Here is a 22688-nt window from a genome sequence, read left to right as displayed (position 1 = left end):
TCGATCGTCCCCTCAGCCTGCGCGGGTTAGATTGGCGGGATGTCCGAACTGCGAACCGAGCGTCTCCAGCTGCGCGGCTGGCGGGAGTCCGACCTTGCTCCCTGGGCGGCGATGAATGCCGATCCCGAGGTCCGGGCGCACTTCCCCGGGGTGCTCACCCGTGAGCAGAGTGAGGCGTCCGTCGCTCGTTTCCAGGCGGCTCTCGAGGCGCGCGGCTGGGGGTGGTGGGCGGTCGAGGTGCGTGCCACCGGAGAATTCATCGGATTCACCGGGCTGGATCCGGTGGAGGAGGCCATGCCGTTCACCGGAGTGGAGGCCGGCTGGCGTCTGGCCCGTCGCGCCTGGGGGCACGGCTACGCCACCGAGGCCGCCGAGGCCGCATTGGCCTACGGCTTCACCGCCCTCGCCCTGCCGGAGATCCTCGCGGTGACAACCACCACCAACCTCCGCTCGCAGGCCGTGATGCGCCGCATCGGTATGACCCGCAACCCCGCCGACGACTTCGACGACCCCGGCGTGCCCGACGGCCCGCTGCGCCGGAACGTGGTCTACCGGATCTCCGCCGAGGAACAGCGGACCAAGAAGCCCGCGTGAGACCGGCCGGCGGCGGTGCGGTGCGGTGCGGTCGGCAGGCCACGCGCAGATGCCGGGACCGTTGCGTGCCCAGGAGAGCAAACAGGAGAGCAAAGGAGCACGGCCGCTCATGGGTGAATCCCTGCACCATCCGTGGAAGGCGGTCGAGGAGCCCTTCCTGATGCCGGTCTCCGACGTCGTCCCCCTGCGTCAGGGCAGGGCGGTCATGTTCACCGGTGCCATCGAGCGTGGGCACGTACACACGGGCGACACGGTGGAGTTCGTCGGCCTGGGCAACAGTGGGTGCGCCCTCGTGACGGAGATCGACGCAAGGGGGACACGCGTCGACGAGGCCGGTGTGGGCAGGAACGTGGGCCTGGTGCTGCGCGGAGTGGAGGCAGGCGGGGGCAAGCAAGGACAGGTGCTGGCCGCGCCGGGATCGGTCGGCGCCCATGCGCACTTCACGGCGGAAATCGAGCTGCTGCCCGAAGATGAGGGCGGACGGGACGTCGTCACGGGCAGCCGTTTGATCTTCTACGCCTACACCGCCGCGCTGCGAGGCACCGTGACGCTGCCGCAAGGCCTCGACACACTACGGCCGCACGGGAGCGCCACGGTGACGGTCGCACTCGACAAGCCCCTCGCTCTCGAAGAAGGCCGGCCGTTCGCGTTCCGCCACTACGGCCGTGCCGCCGGCTCCGGGATCGTGACCCGGCTCCTGGCGCAGTAGCCCCTCGCGGCGGGTCACGAGTGAAGGCCGGCCCGAGCCGGAGAAACCGTCACTCCGCTCCCCTCACCCCGGGCGCCGCATGTGCCCATACGGCGCCCGGGCAGTGCGCGGTCACCGCCCGGAGAGGGCGGCGGCCGGTGTGGGCAGTGTCTCCAGTCCGGCGGGCAGGGGCGCGGTGTGTATGACACCCAGCCGTTGCGTGGCCCGGGTGAGTGCGACGTACAGGTCGCTGGCTCCGAGTTCCGCCGGTTCCACCACGATCACCGTGTCGAATTCCAGGCCCTTGGCCTGCCGGGGGTCGATCAGCACCACGGCGCTGGTCAGATCCGGGGAGGCGCCGGCGGAGGCGGCCGGGAGGACAGCGGAGAGGGCCTCGTGGTGGGAACGCGGGGCGATCACCGCGAGGCGGCCTTCCTCGCCGGTCTCCCGTGCGACGGCCTCGGCGACCGCGTGAGCGAGGTCGTCGGTGCGGTACGCCCAGGGGCGGACGCCGGTGGAGCGGATGGAGCGCGGCGGTTCGAAGGCGGGATCCGTGGACCGGGGAACCCGCGCCGCCACCTCCATGATCTCGGCCGGCGTCCGGTAGTTGACGCCGAGCCTGACGTGCTGCCAGCGGTCTTCGACGTATGGCGCAAGGATGCTCTCCCACGACCCGCAGCCACCCGGCTCGGCGGTCTGCGCCGGATCGCCGACCAGAGTCATGGAGCGGGTGGGACAGCGGCGCATCAGCAACCGCCACATCATCACGGACAGCTCTTGCGCCTCGTCCACGATGATGTGGCCGAACGCCCAGGTCCGGTCGGCCGCGGCGCGTTCGGCGGCGGTGCGGTGGTCGGCCTCCTCGTGCCGGTCGGCGAGCCGTTCCGCGTCCAGCAGGTCGTGGGCGGCCAGCACCTCCGAATCGTCGTCGTCACGGTCCTCGAACTCCTGGGTGCGGGAGCCGTAGGAGAGTTCGAGCACGCCCTGGGCGTACTGGATCTGCTCCTGGCGTTCCGCCTCGGCGGCGGCGCGGGCCGCCGAGTCGTCCTCGCCGAGGAGTTCGGCGGCCTCGTCCAGCAGGGGAATGTCCGCGGGGGTCCAGTCGCCGTCCGCCCGGCGGATCGCCTCCGCGTCGGCCTCCGGGAGGTGGGCGGGCACGGCGAGGAAGTCCGCCACCAGTTGCTGCGGGGTCAGGAGGGGCCACAACTCCTCGATGGCACCGTGCACTTCGGGGTTGAGGGCGATCGCCTTGCCGAGCTGGGCGAGGTCATCGGGGCCGAGGAAGTTCGGCCCGCCGAAGGGGTCCGCGCCGAGCCGGTCGGCCAGTTGCCCGGTGAGTGCGTCGATGATGCGGAACGCGAAGTGGGGGCGGGCGAGGTTGTGCGGCAGCTTGGTCTCGCGGGCCAGGCGTCGTGCCTCGTGCGCCATGTCCGCGTCCAGCCGCAGTTCGCCGTCCTCGTGGTCGATCACGATCACGGGGTCGGGCAGGGTCTGCCGGTCATGTACGAAGCGCGCCAGGGCGTCCGCCATCGCCGCACCGCCCTTGACCGTGGCGGCTTCGGCGGTGTCGGTTCCGGTCGCCGTCACGCCCGGGAAGAGCTCGGCGGGTGTGGCGAGCAGGACGCCCGTCTCGCCGAGCGAGGGCAGCACTTCCTCGATGTAGCCGAGGAATGCGGGGTTGGGCCCGACGATCAGCACGGCACGGCGGGCCAGCAGTTCGCGGTGCGCATAGAGCAGGTACGCGGCGCGGTGCAGCGCGACAACGGTCTTGCCGGTGCCGGGGCCGCCCTCCACGACGAGGACGCCGCGGTGCGGGGCGCGGATGATCCCGTCCTGCTCCGCCTGGATGGTCTGCACGATGTCGTGCATCCGTCCGGTGCGCGCCGCGTCCAGCGCCGCCAGCAGCACGGCGTCCGCGTCGGCGCCCTCGTGCCCGGTGCGCAGGGTGTCGCCGAGATCGAGGATCTCGTCATGGAGGGCGGTGACCCGCCGGCCCTCGGACGTGATGTGCCGCCTGCGCCGCAGCCCCATCGGAGTGTGGCCGGTGGCGAGGTAGAACGGGCGGGCGACCTCGGCCCGCCAGTCGATGACCAGCGGGGTCCGGTCCGCGTCGTCGCGCCGGATGCCGATGCGGCCGATGTGGTGATCGCGGCCGTCCCGGAAGGCCAGCCGTCCGAAGCACAGGCCGTGCTCGCCGGCGTCGAATGCGGCCAGCAGGCCCGAGTGCTCGGCCACCAGCACATCGCGCTCCAGTCGCGCCTGGGCGTTGGTCCCGCCCAGCGGCAGGGCTTCGTCGACCGCCCTTTCGGCGCCGACCCGCAGTTCGGCGAGGCGTTCATAGAGCAGATCAATGAATTCCTGCTCGTCCTGCCATTCCTCGTTTGACAATTCGACTCCGCTCAGATAAAGTTCGGAATGAAGTTGGGCTTGCTTCCCGCATTCATGAAGACACAGAAGCCCTCAATATACACAGAGAAATACCCCGGCCGTCAATTCGGTCCGGGGTATTTCTCTGTGTACTGCGCGAGCTTTACGCGAGAGCCCGCCCGGTCACCTCGCGCCTTCCATCGGAGCGACCGGGCAGGCCTCGGCGACGCGTCCGGTCAGCCCTTGTGGGCGACGTCCACAATCAGCTGGTGACCGGACTGGTGCACCCGGAACGGCAGCTTGGTGCGCACGCCCAGGCCGACCTGGGTCTGCCCCTCGAAGCTCGCTCCGAACTTGGTGTCCTTGAACGTCTTGTATCCGGTGATGTTCACCCCCGGCAGCGCCTTGCCGGCGGTCCCGGCATAGGTCTGCTTGCCGGTCGCCGGGTCGTGGCTGGGCGCGGACACAAATATCTCAAGAATGGCGCCGCCCTTGACGGGTATCCGGTCGCCCGAGCCGTCCTGGTGGAACGCGTCGACGTAACCGACGTGGTAGCCGGCCTTGCCGGTGGCGCCACTGATGTCGAAGACCATCCGGTCGTAACACGTGGTGCGGCTGGTCTTGATGTTCTTCAACGGCTTGATGTTCGCGTCCGTCGCCGACTTGTTGCCGCTGCCCCAGGCGGTCGAGCAGGCCGAGGTGGCCTTGCCCGCCGGGCCGGTCGCGGCTCCGGCCACCCCGGCCGTGGCCGCCACCCCGGCGCCCGCCAACACGCACGCCGCGGCCATTGTCGCCAACCGTCGCATGAATTACCTCCAGAGAGCTGAATACAGTGCGTGCGGTAGGACGGGCGGGATTGCGGAGGCGTTGTCCGTCCGTCGACTTTCGGCCGATGGCCGGGCCAAGTTGTCGCGAAATCGAAGTTGTTGATCAGTCGGAGCCTTCCGTGCGGGACCCCTCACCGCCACGCTCGGTTCGCCCGATGCCTCCAGTGTCCTTCCGGCCGGCCAGGCGGCGCACCCGCAGCGCGACGTCTGTCCAGACAGGTTCCGGGAGGTCATGGCCGACCCCCGGCAGCGAGACGAAGTGCGCACCGGGGATGCGGGCTGCGACGGCGCGGCCTGCGGCCGGTTTGACGAGGGGATCGTCCGCGCCGTGCAGGACCAGGGTCGGCACCTTGATCCGGCTGATGGCGGGACCGTGCCACTGGGCGCCGATCTGACGGCTCTGGCTGTGCCGGTCGCGGCTCCCCGCATCGGCGAGACCGGTGATCATGTCCCTGGCGGCCTGCTCGTCGAGCGGATGGGCGGGTGAGTGCAGGAGGCGGACGAGGGCGAGCCCGGCCTCGACGTCGCCTTCGGGAGTGGCGGGGAAGCGCATCCGGGCGAGCTTGCCGAGCGTCCTCAGCCGGATGTAGCGCAGGGTGCCCAGGCCCGCGACGTCACCGGGAACGGCCGACACCGACGTCAGGGTCCGTACCCGCCGGGGATGACGCAGTGCGATGCGCTGCGCGACCGCACCCCCGAGCGACTGACCGAACAGATGGGCCGAGTCCCAACCCAGCGCATCCAGCACGGCGATGGCGTCGTCGGCCATGTCCTCGGCGGTGTAGGACTCGCCGCGTTTGCGGAAGAGCGCGGTGAGGGGGTTGCCGGTCGCGGTCGGCGGCAGACGGGTCGACTCTCCCCCGTCGCGCTGGTCGTAACGGGCCACCGCGAAGCCCTGCGCGGCCAGCGCCTCGGCGAGGCCGCCGGGCCACCAGAGCCGGGAGACGCCGAGTCCGGTCACCAACAGCAGTGGTTCACCGCCCTGTTGTTCCGTCAACCGGTCGTGGGCCAGCTCGATGTCGCCGTTGCGAGCCCAGCGGACGGGAGTCCAGGTGGTCATGATGCCCCCTCAATACTGCGATCGGTGTTCGCAGTTATTAGCATAGCCGCCGGACGACGGAGAGACGTAGGTGAGGCCAGTGGCCGAGGAACCCGGGACGGTGTGGGAGCGCCCCGAGCGGGGAGCGCGAGGGCCTGCACCCGTGCGCAGCCGCGGGCAGATCACCCGCGCCGCGATCCGCCTGGCCGACGCGGACGGGCTGACGGCCGTGTCCGTACGGCAGGTGGCCAAGGAGCTGGGCACCGGCCCGGCGTCCCTCTACCGGTATGTCGCCGGCCGGGACGATCTGGTGGATCTCATGGTGGACGCCGCGACCGGCGGGATCGACCTCACCGTGGCCTTGACCGGGGACCCGGTGACGGACCTGGTGGCGTTGGCCGCCCGTACCCAGCAGGTCCATTTCCGGCATCCCTGGCTGCTGGAGGTGACGCCGGAGGCGATGCGGGTGGGCCCGTGCGGCCTGGACTACCTCGAATACGCCCTCGGCGCCCTGGCTCCGGTGCGGATGACGGGCCCGGCCGAACTGGAGGCCGTCGCCGTGCTGAGCGCGCTGGTCGCGATGCTCTCCCGTGCGGCGCTGCACAGCCGCAGGGCACCCACTGCCCGTCAGGCGGCGCAGGCCGCCTACCTCACGACGGCGGCCCGGCAGGGTGCACATCCGCTGCTCGCAGAGGCACTGGCCGGGCAAGCGGCGGCAGACCCGGCGCGGGATGCCCAGGCCCTGTCCGAGCGGGTGGTCCGCCGGGTGCTGGCGGGCCTGCTCTCCCCCGATGCGGGGGCGCCGTCGCCGCTGCCGGGGTAAGCCTCAGGGCGGCGCCCGGCGCACTCCTGCGGGACGGCGCCGCGGCGAGCCGTCAGGCGTCGACCAGGTCCACGCTCACGCCCCTGCGGCGCAGTTCGGCCAGCTCCTCGGCCGGCGCGCCGCGGTCGGTGACGACCCGGTCGTAGCGGGCGATGTCGCTGTAGGCGTGCGTGGCGGTCTTGCCGAACTTGGTGTGGTCCACCAGCAGCAGCGACCGCTGGGCACAGTCCAGCACGGCTTCCTTGATCTCGGCGTAATCGCGTATCGGGTGGAAGAGCCGGCCGCCGAGGACGGACACCGCCGACATCACCGCGAGGTCGGCGTGGATACGGCCGAGGGCGCGCAGCACGTCGGGGCCGACACAGGAGCCGAACTCGCCCCGGTAGCGGCCGCCGAGGAGGGTGACATCGGCCCCCGGTGCCTCGTCGAACAGCCGGGCCACACCGAGGGAGTTGGTGACCACGGTGACCGCTTCGGTCCGCGCGATGAGGGCCGCGAGGGGGAAGACCGTGGTCGAGTCGTCCAGCACGACGGTGCTGCCGGGCCGGATCTCGTCGGCGACGGCGGCACACAGCGCCTCCTTCACCGCGCGGTTCACGCCGATCCGGAAGCGGGTGGCGGTCTCCATGGTGAGGGACGGGAACGGCGCGGCCCGGCCGCGTTCCTTGCACAGCAGGCGGCGTTCGGCGAGCTGGTCCAGATCGCGGTGCATGGTCGCGAGGCTGACCCCGAAGTGTCTGGCGAGGTCGTCGATGCGCACTTCTCCGTGCTCGACGACATGGGCCAGTACGTCCTGCCGTCGCCGGTCGACCTCGGCCAGCGACGACCGTGTGGAAGCCATCGGGGCCGCCCCTTTCCGGTCGGACAGCGGCGGTGCGCCTACCGCTGCGGATAGATGACGGCCTTCACGGCAGTCGCGTCGTGGGTGGCGACGGTCAGTGCGCTCTCGGCCTCGGCAAGACCGTAACCGTGCGAGACCAGGGAGTCGAGCCGGACCGTTCCCGACTCCACCAAGGCCGTCGCGGCGGGCCAGGTGTGGGCGTAGCGGAAGGTACCGGTGACTTCCAGCTCGTAGTTCTGCACCCGGCTCACGGGCAGGGGCACCTCGGCGCCGCCCATGCCGATGAGCACCACCCGGCCGGCCCGGCCCACGGTACGGATCGCCTCGCTGCTCACCTCGGGAACGCCGGAGCACTCCAGCAGGACGGTGGGCGTGTAGTCCGCCGCGGACAGCGGGGTGCGGGAGACATCGACGACGGTGGCGCCGGCGGCCCGGGCGAGTTCGAGGCGGTGCGGCACTACGTCGGTGACCAGCACCTCCCGTGCGCCGTAGGCCCGTGCGGTCTGGGCGGCGACCAGGCCGATGGGCCCGGCGCCGGTGATCAGAACGCGGTCACCGGGGGCGACGCGGGCCTTGCGGCAGGCCCAGACCGCCACGGACAGCGGTTCCAGCAGCGCGGCCTCCTCGACGGTGAGGGAATCGGGGACCTCATGGGCGAAGTCCTGGTGCACGGCCAGGTATTCGCAGAAGGCGCCGTCGACCGGCGGCGTGGCGAGGAAGCGCATGTCCGGGCACAGGTTGTAGCGGCCCGGACGGCATTCACCACAGCTGCCGCAGGGTGTGCCGGGCTCGATGGAGACGCGCTTGCCCATCCGGCGCGCGTCGGCCCCCGGCCCGCAGGCGACCACCGTGCCGGCCGCCTCGTGTCCCAGCACCAGCGGCTCCCGTACGACGAAGTCACCGATGCGTCCGTGCCGGTAGTAGTGCACATCCGAGCCGCAGGTCCCGACCGCCTCGACACGGACCAGGACCTCTCCCGGGCTGGGGGCGGGCACGGGGCGTTCTTCGATGCTCAGCTGCGCGGGTCCGTGCAGTACGGCGGCACGCATGGTGGCGGGAATCCCGGATGTGACGGTCATGGCGGGCTCACGGCTCCCTCGGGGGCGGGGATGGGGCGGGGCGTGGCGCGATCCGGCTCCGGACCGGCGCGCGCCCTTCGGTTTCAGCACGGTACCCCTTCTTTTTTTATCAGAGGAGTCTTGACTTCACACAAAATGCGAGAAGACTTTGGCGGACTCACCACCAGCCGACGTCTGCGCCAGTGCGTCCGTCCCCCTTGCTCACCCGGTTCAAGATCAGCCCCTTGGAGAGTCCATGCGCAGCCCCGCTCACCCCCGACCGGTGCGGCCACCGGTCACCGCTCCCCCGCCGACCGGCCGCTCGCGCTCCGCCCGTCTGGGCATACCCCCGGCTCTGACCTGGGGATTCGTGGGAGTCCTGCTGTTCATGACCGGCGACGGCGTGGAGACCGGCTTCTTCTCGAAGTATCTGGCCGACCATGGTCTGGCCAAGGCGGACGCGGCGGTGATCATCGCGGTCTACGGCATCACGGTCGCCGTCGGCGCCTGGCTCTCGGGAGCCCTCTCGGACCTGTGGGGGCCACGGCGGGTCATGACCGCCGGCTTCGCCATCTGGCTCGTGTTCCAAGTGCTCATGCTGACCGTGGCACTGCCGGCCATGAACTATTGGCTGCTGCTGCTCATCTACGGACTGCGCGGGTTCGGGTACCCCTTGTTCGCCTACGGGTTCCTGGTGTGGGTCACCGCGGCGACGCCGCCGCACCGGCTGGGGACGGCGGTCGGCTGGTACTGGTTCGCCTTCACCGGCGGCCTGCCCACCCTCGGCTCACTGGTCGCCGGCACCACGATCCCGCTGGTCGGCTCCTACGACACCCTCTGGATCGCCCTCGGCCTGGTGGCACTCGGCGGCCTGCTCGCCCTGTTGCTGGTGCGCGAGCCCACCGGCCGGACCGGACTCGCGCCGGACGGCGGGCGTGCGCTCGCCACGCTGGCGGGCAGCATCTCGATCATGCGGCGGCGCCCGCGGGTGGCCGTCGGCGCCGCGGTGCGCGTCTTCAGCACCGGTTCGCAGTTCGGTTTCCTGGTCTGTCTGCCGTTCTTCTTCACCGAGACGGTCGGCTTCAGCACCTCGGCCTGGCTGCGTCTGCTCAGCGTGATGTTCGCCGCGAACATCTTCGCCAACCTGTTCTTCGGCGCCGTCGGCGACCGCCTCGGATGGCAGCGCACGATGACCTGGTTCGGGGCCGTGGCCTGCGCCGTGACCTGTCTGGCGCTCTACTACGTACCGGTCGTGGCGGGCCCGCACTTCGGCGCCGCGGCGGTGGCCGCCGCGCTCTACGGCATCGCCCTCGCCGGCTACGTACCGATCTCGGCTCTGGTCCCCGCGCTGGCGCCACGGCACAAGGGGCAGGCCATGTCCGCCCTCAATCTGGGCGCCGGAGCGAGCACCTTCGCCGGCCCGGCCATCGTCGCCCTCGCCCTGGGCCCGGTCGGCGTCGAGGGCATCGTGTGGGTCTTCGCCGCCCTGCACCTCGCCACCGCAGTCGCCATCCGCTTCCTCGAACCCGACCCGGAGTTCACCTCGCCCGACGCCTCACCGGCCGTCGATCACGCGGACCTTCCCGCGGGGCGCCACTGAGGGGACCACTCACGCCGACGCCTGTGCGGCGGCGCGTTCGCGGGCGGCCGCGGCGCGGGCCGGGTCGCCGTGCCGTTCCTCGAGCCGGGCCGTGGCCGACCAGTTGTACGGGCAGACCGGGCGCAGCTGGATACGCTCGCTGAGCAGCGTCCGCGCCAGGTCGGCGCGGTCCGCGCGGATGGCCGCTTCCACGAGGGTCCGCTGGATCGCGTCCCGCTGGGCGTGACTGCCGCCGAAGCTGTGCAGGCGGTGACGGACGGGCAGCAGCAGATCGACGGCCCGGCCGTAGTCCTGCCGGCCGTAGGCGATCAGCGCGCGGCAGACGGGCAGCCCGATCTCGGCCGTCATTCCGTGGTTGGACACGCCGGGCTCCGCCGCCACCCAGCCTTCCCGCTCCCGGACCAGGCGCTGTGCCTGGGCGACGCGGCCTGCCCCGACATAGGCCATGGCCGCATGTACGTCGTTGAAGGCGTAGTGCGGGCCGTCCTGGCGGCTCTCCCAGGCGTCGGCGAGCCGGGCCCACCGTGCGCTCTGTTCGTCCTCTGCCAGATACAGCCGCCACAACAGGGCCGCGGCGTCCAGCAGTTCCATCGCCACCCCCGCCGAACCCTCGTGATGCAGCGCGGAGTCATAGATCTCCAGCACCCCGGCGATGTCTCCCCGTTCCAGTGTGTAGAGGGCGTAGTGCCACCAGTTGTGCACGGTGAGCAGGCTGCCCTGGGCCCAGTCGTCCGTGCGGGCGTCGAGGAAGCGGATCCCGTCCGTGAAGCGTCCCCGCATCTCGTAGGTGTGCACCACGCCGTGGATGCCCCATACGTCGCCGGGATGCTGCGCAAGGGCCGCCAGGCCGACCTCCTCCGCCCGTTCGTAATGGCCCGACTCCTCCAGGCCGAACGCATACATACCGAGCAGTGGACCGTGGTGCGGGTCGTCCTCGTCCCAGGCGTGCAGTGCTCCGCCGACGCGGTCCCGGAGGCGCTGGGCGTCCCCGGTGAGGAAGTCGTGCTGATGCCCCGCGAAGAGCGCCAGCGCGTCGCGCGGAAAGGCGACGGTGAGGTCACCGAGGATGCGGCCGGCACCGTGCAGGTCGCCGTCCAGCCATGCCGTTGCGGCGGCGAGATGCATACGCTCGCGGGGTGTCAGCCCGTCGGCGTCCAGGCCGGAGCGGAAGCGGACGAAGTGCTCCCGGGCCTCGGCCGCATCCTTCTCCTCCGTTCCCAGCACCCCCAGATAAGCGGCCAGGGTCTGGCCCATCACCGACCGCGGCGAGTCCGCCAGTACGGACTGTGCGCTCTTTGCAACCTGGGGCCGGAAGAACAGCAGGTCGTCCAGAGCCTGTTCGTAGTGGGTACGGGCCTCGGCGCCGGTTCCGCTCATCGGGTGACCGTGGCGGTCCACTGTCATGGGTGACTCCTGTCGCGTGAGGAGAGGGTTCGGAGATCGTCCCGCATCGCGGGAACCGCTGCCGGCGGCAGCGGCGGGTGGAAGTCGGTCACATCACCGCGTCGGTCTTCAGCGGTCCTGCGGTGATGCGCAGTTCACGGACGCGGATCGCCTCCTCGTCGGCGAGGTAGAAGATATGCATGAACGGGGCGCGGACCACGCGGTCGGGTTCGGTCTTCCTGGCCATGGTGGCCTCGCCGCGCAGGAGGCAAACACCGTCGCCCGTGGCCCAGAATTCCAGGATCTTGTGGGCGATGTGCAGCGGCTCGTCAATCTTGACGAAGAACGCCTTGACGGCTTGGGCGCCGTGGACGTGTGCGGTGCCGAAGGACATGTCGGGGTCCTCGGTCAGGGGTCCAGCCAAGGTGAGCCTAAGGGCTTGCAGGGAATCAAGGTGTTGCTTCCCGCTCTGGGGCCTTCAGCGAAAGCGTCCTTGGCCGGGTCGTGCTGGTCTTCGTGACCGTCCTGATCGGTCCAGGTGCCGAAGGGGCCGGGCCGGCCGGGCTCGTCGGCACCGAGCAGGACGGCTCCGCCCTTGCGCCGGTGCTCGCCAGGGATCACCTGCTGCTCGCATCGAGTTGGGCCGGGATGCCGGTGCGGCTGGACCGCAGTTCCCGCAGGTCGGGGATGTGGTTACCGCGGGCGCGGGCAGCGGCCAGGCCCTCGCGGGTGCCGGAGACGATGAGCTCAGCGGTCCGGGCCGGGTCGCAACTGGTGTCAGGCGTTGTGCTTGGCGAGGAAGTCGGTGATGAGGTTCTGCCACTCCTCGGGGCGTTCGACCATGGGCAGGTGGCCGGTGGGGATCTCGGTGAGCTGGGCGCCGGGGATGTTCTCGGCGAGCTGGTGGTGCAGGGCGGGGGGAGCCAGGTGGTCGACGGTGGTGGAGATCACCAGGGTGGGGACGCGGATGCCGGCGAGGTCCTCTCGGACGTCGATCCGGCCGGCGAGGTCGGCCTGCTCGACGGTGCCGGAGGCGATGTCGGCGGCGGCGTAAGTGATGACCTCCTCCAGCTGCTCGGCGGGCATGGCCTCCATGGCCTGGGGGCTGAGGGCGTGGGGGAAGAGGAACTCGCTGACCAGGCGGCGGTCGCCGGTGGCGGCGAGCTTGCCCCAAACCCTGAGGGTCAGTGCCTGCTGGTTGTTGGGGTCGGCCATGGTGGCGGTCAGGACGAGGGCGGTGACGCGCTCGGGGTGGCGGGCGGCGGCGCGGATGGCGACCGGACCGCCGAGGGAGTAGCCGTGCAGGGCGAAGGTGTCCAGGCCCTCGGCGACGGCGGCGGCGACGAGCTGGTCTGCGATCTCGTCGAGGTCGAGGGGGGCGGTGGCGCGGGGGGTGTCGCCGCTGCCGGGGTAGTCGACGCCGACCACGGTGTGGTGGGCGGCCAGGCCGTCCAGGATCGGGCCGTAGGTGCCGGCGATGCTGCTGCCGGCGCCGTGGGCCAGGACAAGACCGGGGCCGGAGCCCAGGCGGGTGCGGGCGAAGGTCGCTTCGGGGAGGTGGCGTGCGGACATGAGTGATCGGTCCTTCCGGGTTGTGGTGATCAACGGGGGTCGGTTGTGGTGGCCGGAGTGCGCTGCTGCCACCAGTGGCGGATCTGTTCGAGTGCGGGCAGCAGGGCGCGGCCGTCGGCGGTGAGGGTGTAGGTGGCGGGGCCGGGCGGGAGCTGGGCGTGGGTGGCCATTCCCGCATCGACCAGTTCGCGCAGCCGGTCGGCGAGCATCTTGCTGCTGATCGAGCCGATCGCCGCGTGCAGTTCGCCGAACCGGGCGGGGCGGGTGGCCAGGTGTGTAGGAGGATCCCCTTCCACTTCTGGCCCAGCACCGCGAACGCGGAGGCCAGGTCCGCATCCGCCGTCGGTACGGGGAGGTTGGCCAGGGCCATCGGTTCGGCCTTCCGTCTCGTGCGTGCCAGTGCGGGGCATGCGTGATTCGGGCTTGGGGGTGGGGCCGCGGCCGGTCGGGGATGTCGGTTGGGCCCCGGGGGCCGCCTCGCTCGTTCCGGCGACACGAGGGGCGGCATCGGGGGTCAGGGCACCAGGACGGCCTTGCCCTGGTTGCGGTGGGCTTCCAGGTCGGCTTGCGCCTGGGCCGCCTCCGCCAGGTGGTAGGTGCGCCAGACCGGCACGGTGAGCTTCCCGGCGGCGGCCAGCTGCACCAGCTCGGGCAGGGACTCCCCGATCGGCTCGGAGGCACCGGCGCTGAAGCGGACGCCGTGCTGCGCGGCGGCCATGTCTGCGATGGTGATGACCTTGCCCGCCTCGCCGGTCAGGGCGACGGAGTCGGCGAGCACGCCGACGCCGGAGGCGTCGAAGACGAAGTCCACGCCGCCCGGGGCGGCGGCCTTCACCCGCTCCACCCAGCTCTCGCCGTAGCGGACCGCGGTGGATCCAAGGGCGGTGACGCGCTCCAGGTCGCGCTCGGCGGCGGTGCCGATGACGGTGATCCCGCGGGCGGCGGCCAGCTGCACCGCGATGACGCCCACGCTGCCGGCGGCGCCGTGGATCAGCAGGGTCTGACCCGCCCCCACGCCCAACTGGCCCAGAACCCGGGCCGCGGTCTGGCCGACCGTGACCAGCGAGGCGGCGACCCCCCACGACAGTGACTCCGGCTTGGCCACCGGCCGCTCCAGCAGGGCGTACTCGGCGTAGCTGCCGCCGACGGTGGCGCCGAGGACCTCATCCCCCACCGTCGCGTCGGCTCCCTCGCCGACGGCGTCGACGACACCCGCCGCATCCAGGCCGGGGATCACCGGGAAGTCGGCCGGGACCATACGGGCCATCAGGCCGGATCGGATCTTCATGTCGAGCGGGTTCACGGAGGCGGCCCTGACCTTGATCCGGACCTGGCCCGGCCCCGGCGTTGGCGGGATGACCTCCGACAGCCGCAGCACCTCGGGTGCGCCGTACTCGGAGAAAGTGATCGCTTTGGACATCGAAGGCTCCAGGGGAGAGGACCCGGATGCGAAGTGATCCGCATCACAGGAGTGGGGTCGGAGGGGCGAAACGCCCGGCAGCAGCGGGTCGTGTGCCCGGGCTGCGCGGTCAGCCGGCGAGAGCGGGGTAGTCGGTGTAGCCGCGGTGGTCGCCGCCGTAGAAGGTGCCTGGGTCCGGGGCGTTGAAGGGGCCGCCGGCCGCCAGGCGGGCGGGAAGGTCGGGGTTGGCCAGGAACAGCGCCCCGTAGGCGACCATGTCCGCAGCTCCGTCCTCGACCAGCTTCAGCGCCTCGGGCCCGGTGACCTCCGGGTAGGTGAACGGGTTGAGGACGAACGTCCCGGGCCAGGCCTTGCGCAGACGCGCGGTCAGGTCACGGTCCGGGCCCTCCATCAGGTGCAGATAGGCCAGGTCCAGGCCGGCGATCCGCTCGATCAGCACCTCGTAGGTCTCGGCCGGGTTGTCCTCGGCCATGTCGTTGTAGGGGTTTCCGGGCGAGATCCGCAGTCCGACCCGGTGGCCGCCGATCGCCTCGGCCACGGCGGCGGTGACCTCAGCGGCGAAGCGGATCCGGCCCTCGACCTCGCCACCCCAGGCGTCGGTGCGCCGGTTGGTGTTCGGGGCGAGGAACTGGTGGATCAGGTAGCCGTTGGCGCCGTGGATCTCCACGCCGTCGAACCCGGCCTCGATGGCGTTGTGCGCCGCGTCGGCGAAGTCGGCGATCGTCTGCCGGATCTCCGCCTCGCTCAGCTCCTTGGGCGTGACGAAGTCCTTCGGCCCCTCGTGGGTGAAGACCTGACCATTGGCGGTCACCGCCGACGGCGCCACCGGGACCAGGCCGTCGGGCAGCAGGCTGGGGTGGCCGATGCGGCCGGTGTGCATCAGCTGCGCGAAGATCACCCCGCCCTCGCGGTGCACCGCGTCGGTCACCGTCCGCCACGCCGCCACCTGCCCGGCTGTGTGCAGCCCGGGGGTGTTCGGGTAGCCCTGGCCGACCGCCGAGGGCTGGATGCCCTCGGTGACGATCAGGCCGGCGGTGGCGCGCTGCGCGTAGTACGTCGCCATCAGCTCGGCGGGCTCAGCGCCCGGCCCGTAGGCGCGGCTGCGGGTCATCGGCGCCATCACGACGCGGCTGGCCAGGCGGCGGCCGCCCAGGACGATCGGATCGAAAGGGGTGGTCATGATCAAAGCCCTTCACGCAGTGGCTGCTGCAGCGGCCGGTGACGGCCTCTGTCGGCGGGGTCCGATGCGACCCGGCCGATTTACTTGTTCGAACAGTAAAGCGGCCAGCAGCATTCCGCAAATGACGTGATGCACGTCACAGCGGCCTGCGATCCCCTTGTGATCGGGCAGGTTGCGCATGGAGAGCGAGAGAGCGAATCGGGAGATCCTGCACCGGAAGAGGGGTATCTTGTTTGAGCAGCATTCACTGCGAGGCAGGAGTGTCAGAGACCATGGCGGAGTCCGCAGCCAGCAGCGAGGGCCGCTCCCCGGCCTCGGCCGACGCGACCATCCCCCTGCCCGCAGCAGCCAGCGGAGGACCCATCAGTCACGCGATCTTCCGGGTGGCCCGCACCCACCGCATGATCGCCGGACACCTCCTGCGCCGCGTGGGCCTGCACCCCGGCCAGGAGCTGGTGATGATGCAGCTGTGGGAACTCGGCCCACAGCGGCAGGTCGACCTCGTCCGTCTGCTCGACTCCGACGCCGCCACCATGACCCGCACCATCCGCCGCCTCGAACACGCCGGCTTCGTCCGCCGCTCACCCTGCCCCGACGACAAACGCGCCTGGGTCATCGAGGCCACCACCGCCAGCCATGCGCTGCGCAAGGAAGTCGAACAGCTGTGGCGCCAGCTCGAAGACGCCACCGCCGGCGACACCACCGACGAAGAACAGGCCTCCGTCCTGCGCGCCCTAGAAGACATCGAGAAGCGACTCACCCGCACCGCCGCACAGCTCGGAACCTGACGGCGCACCACGGCGAAGAGCCGACCGGCACCTGCCCTGCACGTAGGACACCGATCGATGTCGAAGGGCCCTTCGACTTCGATCGGGTCCGGTGCCTACCCGGCGTACGGCCAGCCCGGCTTCTTCACCCACTCACACCGCCACTGCCTCGTCGTCGCCGAGCACGCTGAAGTCCAGGGAGGCCAGTCCGTTCGACTGGACCATCAGCCCCTCGGCCAGCAGTATCCACGGTAGAGGTGTGCCGATGATCGCCCCTGGGGCGGCGGCAGTGCTGCCCCCGGCGCTCGGTCGGGTATCAGCGGCGGGTCGGTGTGATCGCAGTGCATTTCGAGGTGCTGATGCCACGTCACGATCCGGACCAGCGGTTGGTGATCTACCGCGCCGCGGACGATGAGAGCCAGTCGGCATTGGACCGGTTGTGCGCACGGTGATGCCGAACCGTCCCTTCGTGCACTGAGCCGAACCAGCACGACGCCGGGCACGACGCAGGGCTCGACGCCAACGGCGTATACATCGTGCGGGAAGACCATGTTCCGGAGCAGTTGGCCTTCCAGGAGTTCGAGGAGACCCGGGAGACCGCTCGCCGGCAGATCGCCGCCCGGCCGTCATGACTCCGGAGGCGGGCGCGAGGAACTGCCACCCGTCCTGCGACACGAGCACCCGGTCACCGGATGAGACGGCCCAAGAACCCGCTGGTCAGTGCAACGCCCTGGTCACGAGCCGCGAGTCCCCACACTTCCACCGCCTTCCGGACCACCCTCCGGACCACCGTGGAAACGTCTGCTTCATCTGGGAAGACGTTGCGGGAAACACGGGCTCCCTAATGTCCCGCCATGGACACAGGACCCGATCGGGTGGTCCGGCACCACACCGTACGGGGCCGGGTCCCCCTCGTGCGCATCACCGCACTCCCGCTTGCCCACGCCCGCACGCGTGACACGGCCGCCCCTGCCGTGGGCGTGGACCGGCGTCGCATTCCCACTGCACCCTCAGGAGGTCCGGCATGAGCGTCGAGCCACAACTGACAGTCCCCGACAGCAGCCATCGGCCCCCGCCCACCGAGGCACCCGTCGGCAAAGCCACCGACGAGACCCTCGAGGACTACACCCTCCGGTTCGCCCCGCGCAGCTACCGCCGTTGGACACCGATGGTCGTGGCGACCACCGCGCTGGGCGGCATCGCGTACATGGCCGACTTCTCGATCGGTGCGGGCATCGGCCTGACGCACGGCACAGGGAACGCACTGGCCGCGATCCTCCTCGCCGCTGTGGTCATCTTCGTCACCGGCTTCCCTCTCGCCTACTACGCGGCGCGCTACAACATCGACCTGGACCTGATCACCCGGGGTTCGGGCTTCGGCTACTACGGCTCGGTCCTGACCAGCGTCATCTTCGCCAGCTTCACCTTCATCTTCTTCGCCCTCGAAGGCTCGATCATGGCGCAGGGCCTGAAACTGGGCTTCGGGCTGCCCCTGTGGCTGGGCTATGTGCTGTCGACCTGCATGGTGATTCCCCTGGTCATCTACGGGATGAAGGCGCTGAGCAAGCTTCAGGTCTGGACGACCCCGATCTGGCTGCTGCTGATGGTGGGACCGCTGCTCTACCTGGTCGCCACCGACCCCGGAACGGTGCACACCTTCCTCACGTACAAGGGCTCCCACGGCGACGGCGGGATCAACGCCGCCTCGGTGCTGCTGGGCGCGGGCGTGTGTCTGTCGCTGATCGCGCAGATCGGCGAACAGGTCGACTATCTGCGCTTCATGCCGCCCAGGACCGCGCAGAACCGGCGCGCCTGGTGGACGGCCGTGGTGATGGCGGGCCCCGGATGGGTCGTGCTCGGCGCACTCAAGCAGGCCATCGGTGTCTTCCTGGCCGTCTACATCCTCGCCGAGGTGGGCGCGGCCTCGGCCACCGAGCCCATCCAGCAGTTCACCGGCGCCTTCTCGGCCATGATGCCGTCCTGGCTGGTCATCCCGCTGGCCGTGGTGCTGGTCGTGATCAGCCAGATCAAGATCAACGTCACCAATGCCTACTCCGGTTCGCTGGCGTGGACGAACTCCTTCACCCGGGTCACCAAGCGCTATCCGGGCCGGATGGTGTTCGTGCTCGCCAATCTGGCGTTCGCACTGACGCTGATGGAGGCGGACATGTTCAGCTTCCTCAACAGCATCCTGGGCTTCTATTCCAATTGCGCCATCGCCTGGATCGTCACCGTCGCCACCGACATCATCGTCAACAAGTACCTGCTCAAACTCTCCCCGCAGGCCCCCGAGTTCCGCCGCGGGATGCTCTACGCGGTCAACCCGGTGGGAGTGGTGGCCTTCACCGCCGCATCCGGCCTGTCGATCGCCATGTACTTCCACGCCCTGGGTGACACTCTCCAGCCGTACTCACCTGTCGCGGCAGCCCTGATCGCCTTCGTCCTCACCCCGTTGATGGCCGTCCTGACGAAGGGCCGGTTCTATCTGCGGCGCACCACCGACGGGATCGACGCTCCGCTGCTGGACCCGGACGGCAACCCCAGTTCGGCCCTGTACGAGTGCCATGTCTGCCGACAGGAGTTCGAGCGCCCGGACCTCGCCGCCTGCCACCGCCATGCCGCGGTGGTCTGCTCCCTGTGCCTGAGCACCGACAAGACCGGCGCTCACGTCCTGCCGACGGCGCCTGCTTGATGCAACCGGGAACGACAGTCAACACCGACAGCCATATCACCTAAACGTCTGCTCTTCGTGTCCGCTGCCTCTGGAACGGGAGCCGGTGGGGAACGGCAGTCTTGTACGGGCGGCTCACAGCCGTGGCGCAGCGTGGCCTACGGGGGTGCCGCAGCGTCATGTGCCGTAGTTCTTCCACCAGTTAAGGAGACTGATCGATGGCTCACCGGATCAAGACTGCCCTCGCGACTGCGGGCGCCTGCGCCGTCGTCCTCGGCACGGCAGGTATGGCCACCGCCGACAGCGGCGCCCAGTCGGCCGCCGTCAACTCACCCGGCATCGTGTCCGGCAACGTCATCCAGGCCCCCATTCACATTCCGGTCCATGTCTGCGGCAACACCATCAGCGTCATCGGGCTGCTCAACCCCGCCTTCGGCAACCCCTGCGTGAGCGACTGACGCCTTCTCGGCGCACGGTCGTTCGGGCGGCAGACATGTCGTGGCGTCTGCCGCCCCGAAGCGGCCCCCGGATGCCGTCCCGGGGGCCGCTTTCACGCCTGAAAACCGCCTCATCCGCCCGGGGCGGTGAGCTGCACCTGCCGCAGAAACGTCGCATTGTCGGGCGTGCGCCGGACCTTGTCGAGCAGAGACTCCAGGCTCGTCTGTCCGTCCCCGGTCCGGAGGGCGCGCCGTAGTCGGCGCGTGGCGGTCAACTCGGCTTCCGGAAGCAATAGTTCTTCGCGGCGGGTGCCCGAGGCGGTGACATTGACCGCCGGGTAGAGCCGCTTGCCGGCGAGTGCGCGGTCCAGACGGAGTTCCATATTGCCGGTGCTCTTCAATTCCTCGAAGAAGTAATCGTCGGCCCGGGAACCGGTCTCCACCAGCGCCGTGGCGAGAATGGTCAGCGACCCGCCCTCTTCCGCGAGACGTGCCGCGCCGAAGAGCTTCTTGGGGCCGAGGAGCGCGGCGGCGTCCACACCTCCGCTCAGCGTTCGGCCGCCCGACGTGGCGGCATTGTTGTGTGCCCGGCACAGGCGGGTGAGGGAGTCGAGGAGCAGGACGACGTCCTGGCCCTGCTCGACGAGTCGTTTGGCGCGTTCCACTGCCAGTTCGGCGAGGGCGATGTGCTCTTGCGCCGGCCGGTCGAAGGTCGAGGCGAGCACCTCTCCGCGTACCGAACGGCGCATGTCGGTGACTTCCTCCGGTCGTTCGTCGATCAGCACGACCATCAAAGAGGATGCGGGGTGGTTCTCGGCGACGGCGGCCGCGAGTTGTTGCAGCAGTACCGTCTTTCCTGTCTTCGGCGGGGCCACGATCAGGCCCCGCTGCCCCTTGCCGATCGGTGCGAGCAGATCGACGATGCGCGGTGTCAGTCCGCCGCTCGGCCTTTCGAGGCGCATACGGTGCCGCGGGTGCAGCGGCGTAAGGTCACGGAAATGCGGCCGCCCGTGCAAGGCGTCCGGCCGGCGTCCGTTGACCGATTCGAGCCGCGCGAGCGAGCGCGGCCGGTTGCACGTCCCTACGACGAAATCGCCTTTGCGCAGACCCGCTCCACGGATCAACGCTGCGGGCACCCGGACGTCGACGGGCGAGGCAAGGCAGCCCTCCCCGCGAAGAAACCCGAATTCCTGCCGGTCCTTCGCGATATCCAGGACCCCGGCCACCGAGACGGCGGATTGCGCCGAGGCTGCCGCAGCAGGCTGTTCAAGGGGGACGGCAGCGGAACGGGAAACGTTCATGGTGGGCGTGCCGACATGGGTATCAGTCGTCATGATGTCCTCTCGGGACCTTCCTACAGGCGCCGTTGTGGGAGGGGAATCCGGCAGCAAAGGGCGGTGATGTCACGCCCCGCAGGCGGGCAGAAGGCCCGCGGCCGGAAAGGGAAAGTGGAGCCGCACCGGAGCCGCATCGCGGAACTGCGGGTGTGGAACTTTCGGTGCTGGATCGCCGGTCGAGAAGGACGGGCGCGACAGTGCTGCGCAAGCAATACGCAATACAAGGGAAGTTAAGCACCGGCGCCGAAATTGCGGCAAGCACAAATGCGTTCCGCTCGCACGGTACCACACGGCGCGGCCGATGCGGCATGGTGCGGACCGGTTCTATGCTGAGGGCGATGTTCGCACCTCAGGGTCCCACCGTCCGTGAGCTCGCCGTGCAGGCGCTGTCCTCCGTCGAGCGCGGCTATGACCTGCTCGCGCCGAAATTCGACCACACGCCGTTCCGGACCCCCGAAGCGGTGCTGACGCCCGTGTCTCGGGTGCTGCGGAGGCTCGGGCCGTTCGACAGCGGCCTCGACCTGTGCTGCGGGACCGGGGCGGGCATGGACGTACTGCGGCAGGTGTGCCGGGAGCGGGTCACCGGAATCGACCTCAGCGCGGGCATGCTCGCCGAGGGCCGCGCCGGTGAGCCGGTGACCGCGGGCGCGCCACGTACCGCGTGGGTGCGTGCGGACGCCCGGGCACTTCCCTTCGGGCCGGTCTTCGACCTCGCGGTGAGCTTCGGTGCGTTCGGGCATTTTCTGCCCCGGGAGCGGCCGGGGCTGTTCGCGCAGGTGCACTCCGTTCTGCGGCCCGGTGGCCGGTTCGTCTTCCCGATCGGGGCTCCGCCGCGGCCGGGGTCGCGCGGCTACTGGACGTTGCTGGCTTTCGACGCGGCGATGCGGGTCCGCAATGCACTGTGGCGGCCGAGCTTCGTCATGTACTACCGGACGTTCCGCCTCGCCGACGTACGTGCGGAGCTGATGCGTACGGGCTTCGATGTGCAGCTGTACGCCCTGCCGGAGCTCGGCCGACGCCCCGACGGCAGCCCGCGGTGCCGACTCGTGGTGGCCACCCGGGCTGCCTGAGAAGCGGGCGCGCCGTCACCACCGCACAGCGGTGAAGTCGACGGGCTGCGGACGGAGCTCGCGGGTACGCGCCGTCAGCTGTCCGAGGCGGCGCGTCATCTCCTCCGCGGGGAGCCGCTTGCGGTCGCCATGGCCGGCCAGCACCCACTCGAAGCGCAGCTGAGGGGCGGTGCGTGCCAGGGAGTCGGCCAGTTCCACGATCGAGTACCAGGTGACGGAGGCTGCCACCTCCAGATCGCCTGTGGTGCGCGACCAGTAGAAACTGTCGCCGCTGAAGCAGTAGCGCGTATCGGCGAGGTAGAGCACGCTGCCGCGCGTATGGCCGGGGAGCGGATACGCGGTGACGCCGTCACCGATCTCGACCGGGTCGGTGCCCCGCATGATGCGGTCCGCGTCCGGAGCGGCGTCGAGATCGCCCTCGTGGATCCACAGCCGGGCCCCGAACCGGTCGGCGTAGCGGCGGCCGTGCGCCGCGTGGTCCCGGTGGGTGAGCAGGACGTCGGTGACGGGGCCCAGCGCCTCGTAGCGGTCGGCCAGACCGCTGCTCCAACGGGGCGTATCGATCATCATCAGGTGTCCGGCGGGCCGGCGCAGCAGATAGGAGTTCGCACCCGCCGTGTGGCGGGAGTTGTGGCCGCAGAGCTGGACGGTGCCGTCCAGCGCGAGGGGAAAGGGGTCGAGGTCGGGGGTGAGGCGCTGGGCGGGGTGCCGGATCGACCGGGTGTGGCAGGCGAAGGCGGCGGCATACAACTGCCGTTGCTCCGCGTCGTTCTGCGGCTGCCGGAACACTTCCGCGCGGCCGTTCGTCTCGCGGATCACCTCGGGAGCGAGCTGTCTGGCGACATCACAGTTGGTACAGCGCGCGTCGACGTGCCAGCCTCCGTCGGCCTCCTCCGGTACCCCCACGGGTAACAGCTTCTCGGTCATGACGGGTCCGTCCCTCCTGGTCCGGGTTGGGCAGGTGAATGAGTGGTCAGCGCGCGCCACCAACAGGAGTACCCCGCCGTCAACCGG

The 22688-nt window shown here is 70.4% G+C and carries 21 protein-coding genes; 8 read left to right on the top strand and 13 right to left on the bottom strand.

Annotation, left to right across the window (positions count from 1 at the left end; translation table 11 throughout):
• Nucleotides 1-39 precede the first annotated feature (39 nt).
• Complete coding sequence (locus IF67_RS0107085; protein WP_030983204.1) at nucleotides 40-594, top strand: GNAT family N-acetyltransferase; 555 nt, start codon at nucleotides 40-42, stop codon at nucleotides 592-594.
• Between the two features lie 109 nt (nucleotides 595-703).
• Nucleotides 704-1303, top strand: a complete 600-nt coding sequence (locus tag IF67_RS0107080) for a hypothetical protein (RefSeq protein ID WP_030983202.1) — start codon at nucleotides 704-706, stop codon at nucleotides 1301-1303.
• Between the two features lie 111 nt (nucleotides 1304-1414).
• Here the strand turns inward: IF67_RS0107080 and IF67_RS0107075 are convergent, their stop codons facing one another.
• From IF67_RS0107075 to IF67_RS0107065, 3 genes are all read right to left on the bottom strand, one after another.
• Entirely contained in the window at nucleotides 1415-3670 is a 2256-nt protein-coding gene (locus IF67_RS0107075) for a HelD family protein (RefSeq protein WP_037838879.1), read from the bottom strand.
• 215 nt (nucleotides 3671-3885) lie between these two features.
• A complete protein-coding gene (locus IF67_RS0107070) occupies nucleotides 3886-4455 on the bottom strand; it encodes an AMIN-like domain-containing (lipo)protein (protein ID WP_030983198.1) in 570 nt (189 codons plus the stop codon).
• A 124-nt stretch (nucleotides 4456-4579) separates the two neighbouring features.
• The gene (locus tag IF67_RS0107065; protein ID WP_051817693.1) at nucleotides 4580-5536 is read right to left on the bottom strand and encodes an alpha/beta fold hydrolase; all 957 of its coding nucleotides are present in this window, start codon (nucleotides 5534-5536) and stop codon (nucleotides 4580-4582) included.
• A gap of 79 nt (nucleotides 5537-5615) precedes the next feature.
• Here IF67_RS0107065 and IF67_RS0107060 point away from each other — a divergent pair, with 79 nt between their 5' ends.
• Nucleotides 5616-6338, top strand: a complete 723-nt coding sequence (locus tag IF67_RS0107060) for a TetR/AcrR family transcriptional regulator (RefSeq protein ID WP_030983194.1) — start codon at nucleotides 5616-5618, stop codon at nucleotides 6336-6338.
• A gap of 52 nt (nucleotides 6339-6390) precedes the next feature.
• On the opposite strand, the gene IF67_RS0107055 is transcribed toward IF67_RS0107060, so the two are convergent.
• Both IF67_RS0107055 and IF67_RS0107050 read right to left on the bottom strand, forming a co-directional pair.
• Nucleotides 6391-7179 (bottom strand): DeoR/GlpR family DNA-binding transcription regulator, encoded by a 789-nt coding sequence (locus IF67_RS0107055; protein WP_030983192.1) that lies wholly within the window; start codon nucleotides 7177-7179, stop codon nucleotides 6391-6393.
• Between the two features lie 38 nt (nucleotides 7180-7217).
• Nucleotides 7218-8258: an NAD(P)-dependent alcohol dehydrogenase gene (locus tag IF67_RS0107050; RefSeq protein ID WP_030983190.1), complete on the bottom strand. Its 1041-nt coding sequence runs from the start codon at nucleotides 8256-8258 to the stop codon at nucleotides 7218-7220.
• A 235-nt stretch (nucleotides 8259-8493) separates the two neighbouring features.
• Between IF67_RS0107050 and IF67_RS0107045 the strand changes: the two genes are divergently transcribed.
• The gene (locus IF67_RS0107045; protein ID WP_078889310.1) at nucleotides 8494-9837 is read left to right on the top strand and encodes an MFS transporter; all 1344 of its coding nucleotides are present in this window, start codon (nucleotides 8494-8496) and stop codon (nucleotides 9835-9837) included.
• A 9-nt stretch (nucleotides 9838-9846) separates the two neighbouring features.
• Here the strand turns inward: IF67_RS0107045 and IF67_RS0107040 are convergent, their stop codons facing one another.
• From IF67_RS0107040 to IF67_RS0107015, 6 genes are all read right to left on the bottom strand, one after another.
• Entirely contained in the window at nucleotides 9847-11241 is a 1395-nt protein-coding gene (locus IF67_RS0107040; RefSeq protein WP_030983187.1) for a tetratricopeptide repeat protein, read from the bottom strand.
• An 88-nt stretch (nucleotides 11242-11329) separates the two neighbouring features.
• Nucleotides 11330-11614 (bottom strand): nuclear transport factor 2 family protein, encoded by a 285-nt coding sequence (locus IF67_RS0107035; RefSeq protein WP_234341005.1) that lies wholly within the window; start codon nucleotides 11612-11614, stop codon nucleotides 11330-11332.
• 383 nt (nucleotides 11615-11997) lie between these two features.
• Nucleotides 11998-12792, bottom strand: coding sequence for an alpha/beta fold hydrolase (locus tag IF67_RS0107030; RefSeq protein ID WP_030983184.1), 795 nt, complete (start codon nucleotides 12790-12792; stop codon nucleotides 11998-12000).
• A gap of 29 nt (nucleotides 12793-12821) precedes the next feature.
• On the bottom strand, nucleotides 12822-13088 hold the full coding sequence (locus IF67_RS38870; protein WP_030983182.1) for a winged helix-turn-helix transcriptional regulator: 267 nt from the start codon (nucleotides 13086-13088) through the stop codon (nucleotides 12822-12824).
• Nucleotides 13089-13306: 218 nt separating this feature from the next.
• On the bottom strand, nucleotides 13307-14212 hold the full coding sequence (locus IF67_RS0107020; RefSeq protein ID WP_030983180.1) for an NADP-dependent oxidoreductase: 906 nt from the start codon (nucleotides 14210-14212) through the stop codon (nucleotides 13307-13309).
• A 109-nt stretch (nucleotides 14213-14321) separates the two neighbouring features.
• Nucleotides 14322-15392: an alkene reductase gene (locus tag IF67_RS0107015; RefSeq protein WP_030983179.1), complete on the bottom strand. Its 1071-nt coding sequence runs from the start codon at nucleotides 15390-15392 to the stop codon at nucleotides 14322-14324.
• Between the two features lie 272 nt (nucleotides 15393-15664).
• Between IF67_RS0107015 and IF67_RS0107010 the strand changes: the two genes are divergently transcribed.
• From IF67_RS0107010 to IF67_RS0106995, 3 genes are all read left to right on the top strand, one after another.
• Nucleotides 15665-16180, top strand: a complete 516-nt coding sequence (locus IF67_RS0107010; protein ID WP_030983177.1) for a MarR family winged helix-turn-helix transcriptional regulator — start codon at nucleotides 15665-15667, stop codon at nucleotides 16178-16180.
• Nucleotides 16181-17183: 1003 nt separating this feature from the next.
• Complete coding sequence (locus IF67_RS0107000; RefSeq protein WP_030983176.1) at nucleotides 17184-18851, top strand: purine-cytosine permease family protein; 1668 nt, start codon at nucleotides 17184-17186, stop codon at nucleotides 18849-18851.
• 197 nt (nucleotides 18852-19048) lie between these two features.
• Nucleotides 19049-19288: a chaplin gene (locus tag IF67_RS0106995; protein WP_030983175.1), complete on the top strand. Its 240-nt coding sequence runs from the start codon at nucleotides 19049-19051 to the stop codon at nucleotides 19286-19288.
• 110 nt (nucleotides 19289-19398) lie between these two features.
• On the opposite strand, the gene rho is transcribed toward IF67_RS0106995, so the two are convergent.
• Nucleotides 19399-20568 carry a transcription termination factor Rho gene (gene rho / locus IF67_RS0106990; RefSeq protein WP_030983174.1) on the bottom strand — a complete coding sequence of 390 codons (1170 nt, stop codon included), beginning with the start codon at nucleotides 20566-20568 and terminating at the stop codon, nucleotides 19399-19401.
• A 374-nt stretch (nucleotides 20569-20942) separates the two neighbouring features.
• Between rho and IF67_RS0106985 the strand changes: the two genes are divergently transcribed.
• Complete coding sequence (locus tag IF67_RS0106985) at nucleotides 20943-21674, top strand: class I SAM-dependent methyltransferase (protein WP_030983172.1); 732 nt, start codon at nucleotides 20943-20945, stop codon at nucleotides 21672-21674.
• Between the two features lie 15 nt (nucleotides 21675-21689).
• Here the strand turns inward: IF67_RS0106985 and IF67_RS0106980 are convergent, their stop codons facing one another.
• Nucleotides 21690-22601, bottom strand: coding sequence for an MBL fold metallo-hydrolase (locus tag IF67_RS0106980; protein ID WP_030983171.1), 912 nt, complete (start codon nucleotides 22599-22601; stop codon nucleotides 21690-21692).
• Between the last annotated feature and the right edge of the window lie 87 nt (nucleotides 22602-22688).

This window comes from Streptomyces sp. NRRL S-1813, from assembly GCF_000719605.1.
In the GTDB taxonomy this organism is placed as follows: Bacteria; Actinomycetota; Actinomycetes; order Streptomycetales; family Streptomycetaceae; genus Streptomyces; species Streptomyces decoyicus.
The sequence above is the reverse complement of the archived record's forward strand: the minus strand, read 5'-3'. Positions and strand labels throughout refer to the sequence as shown.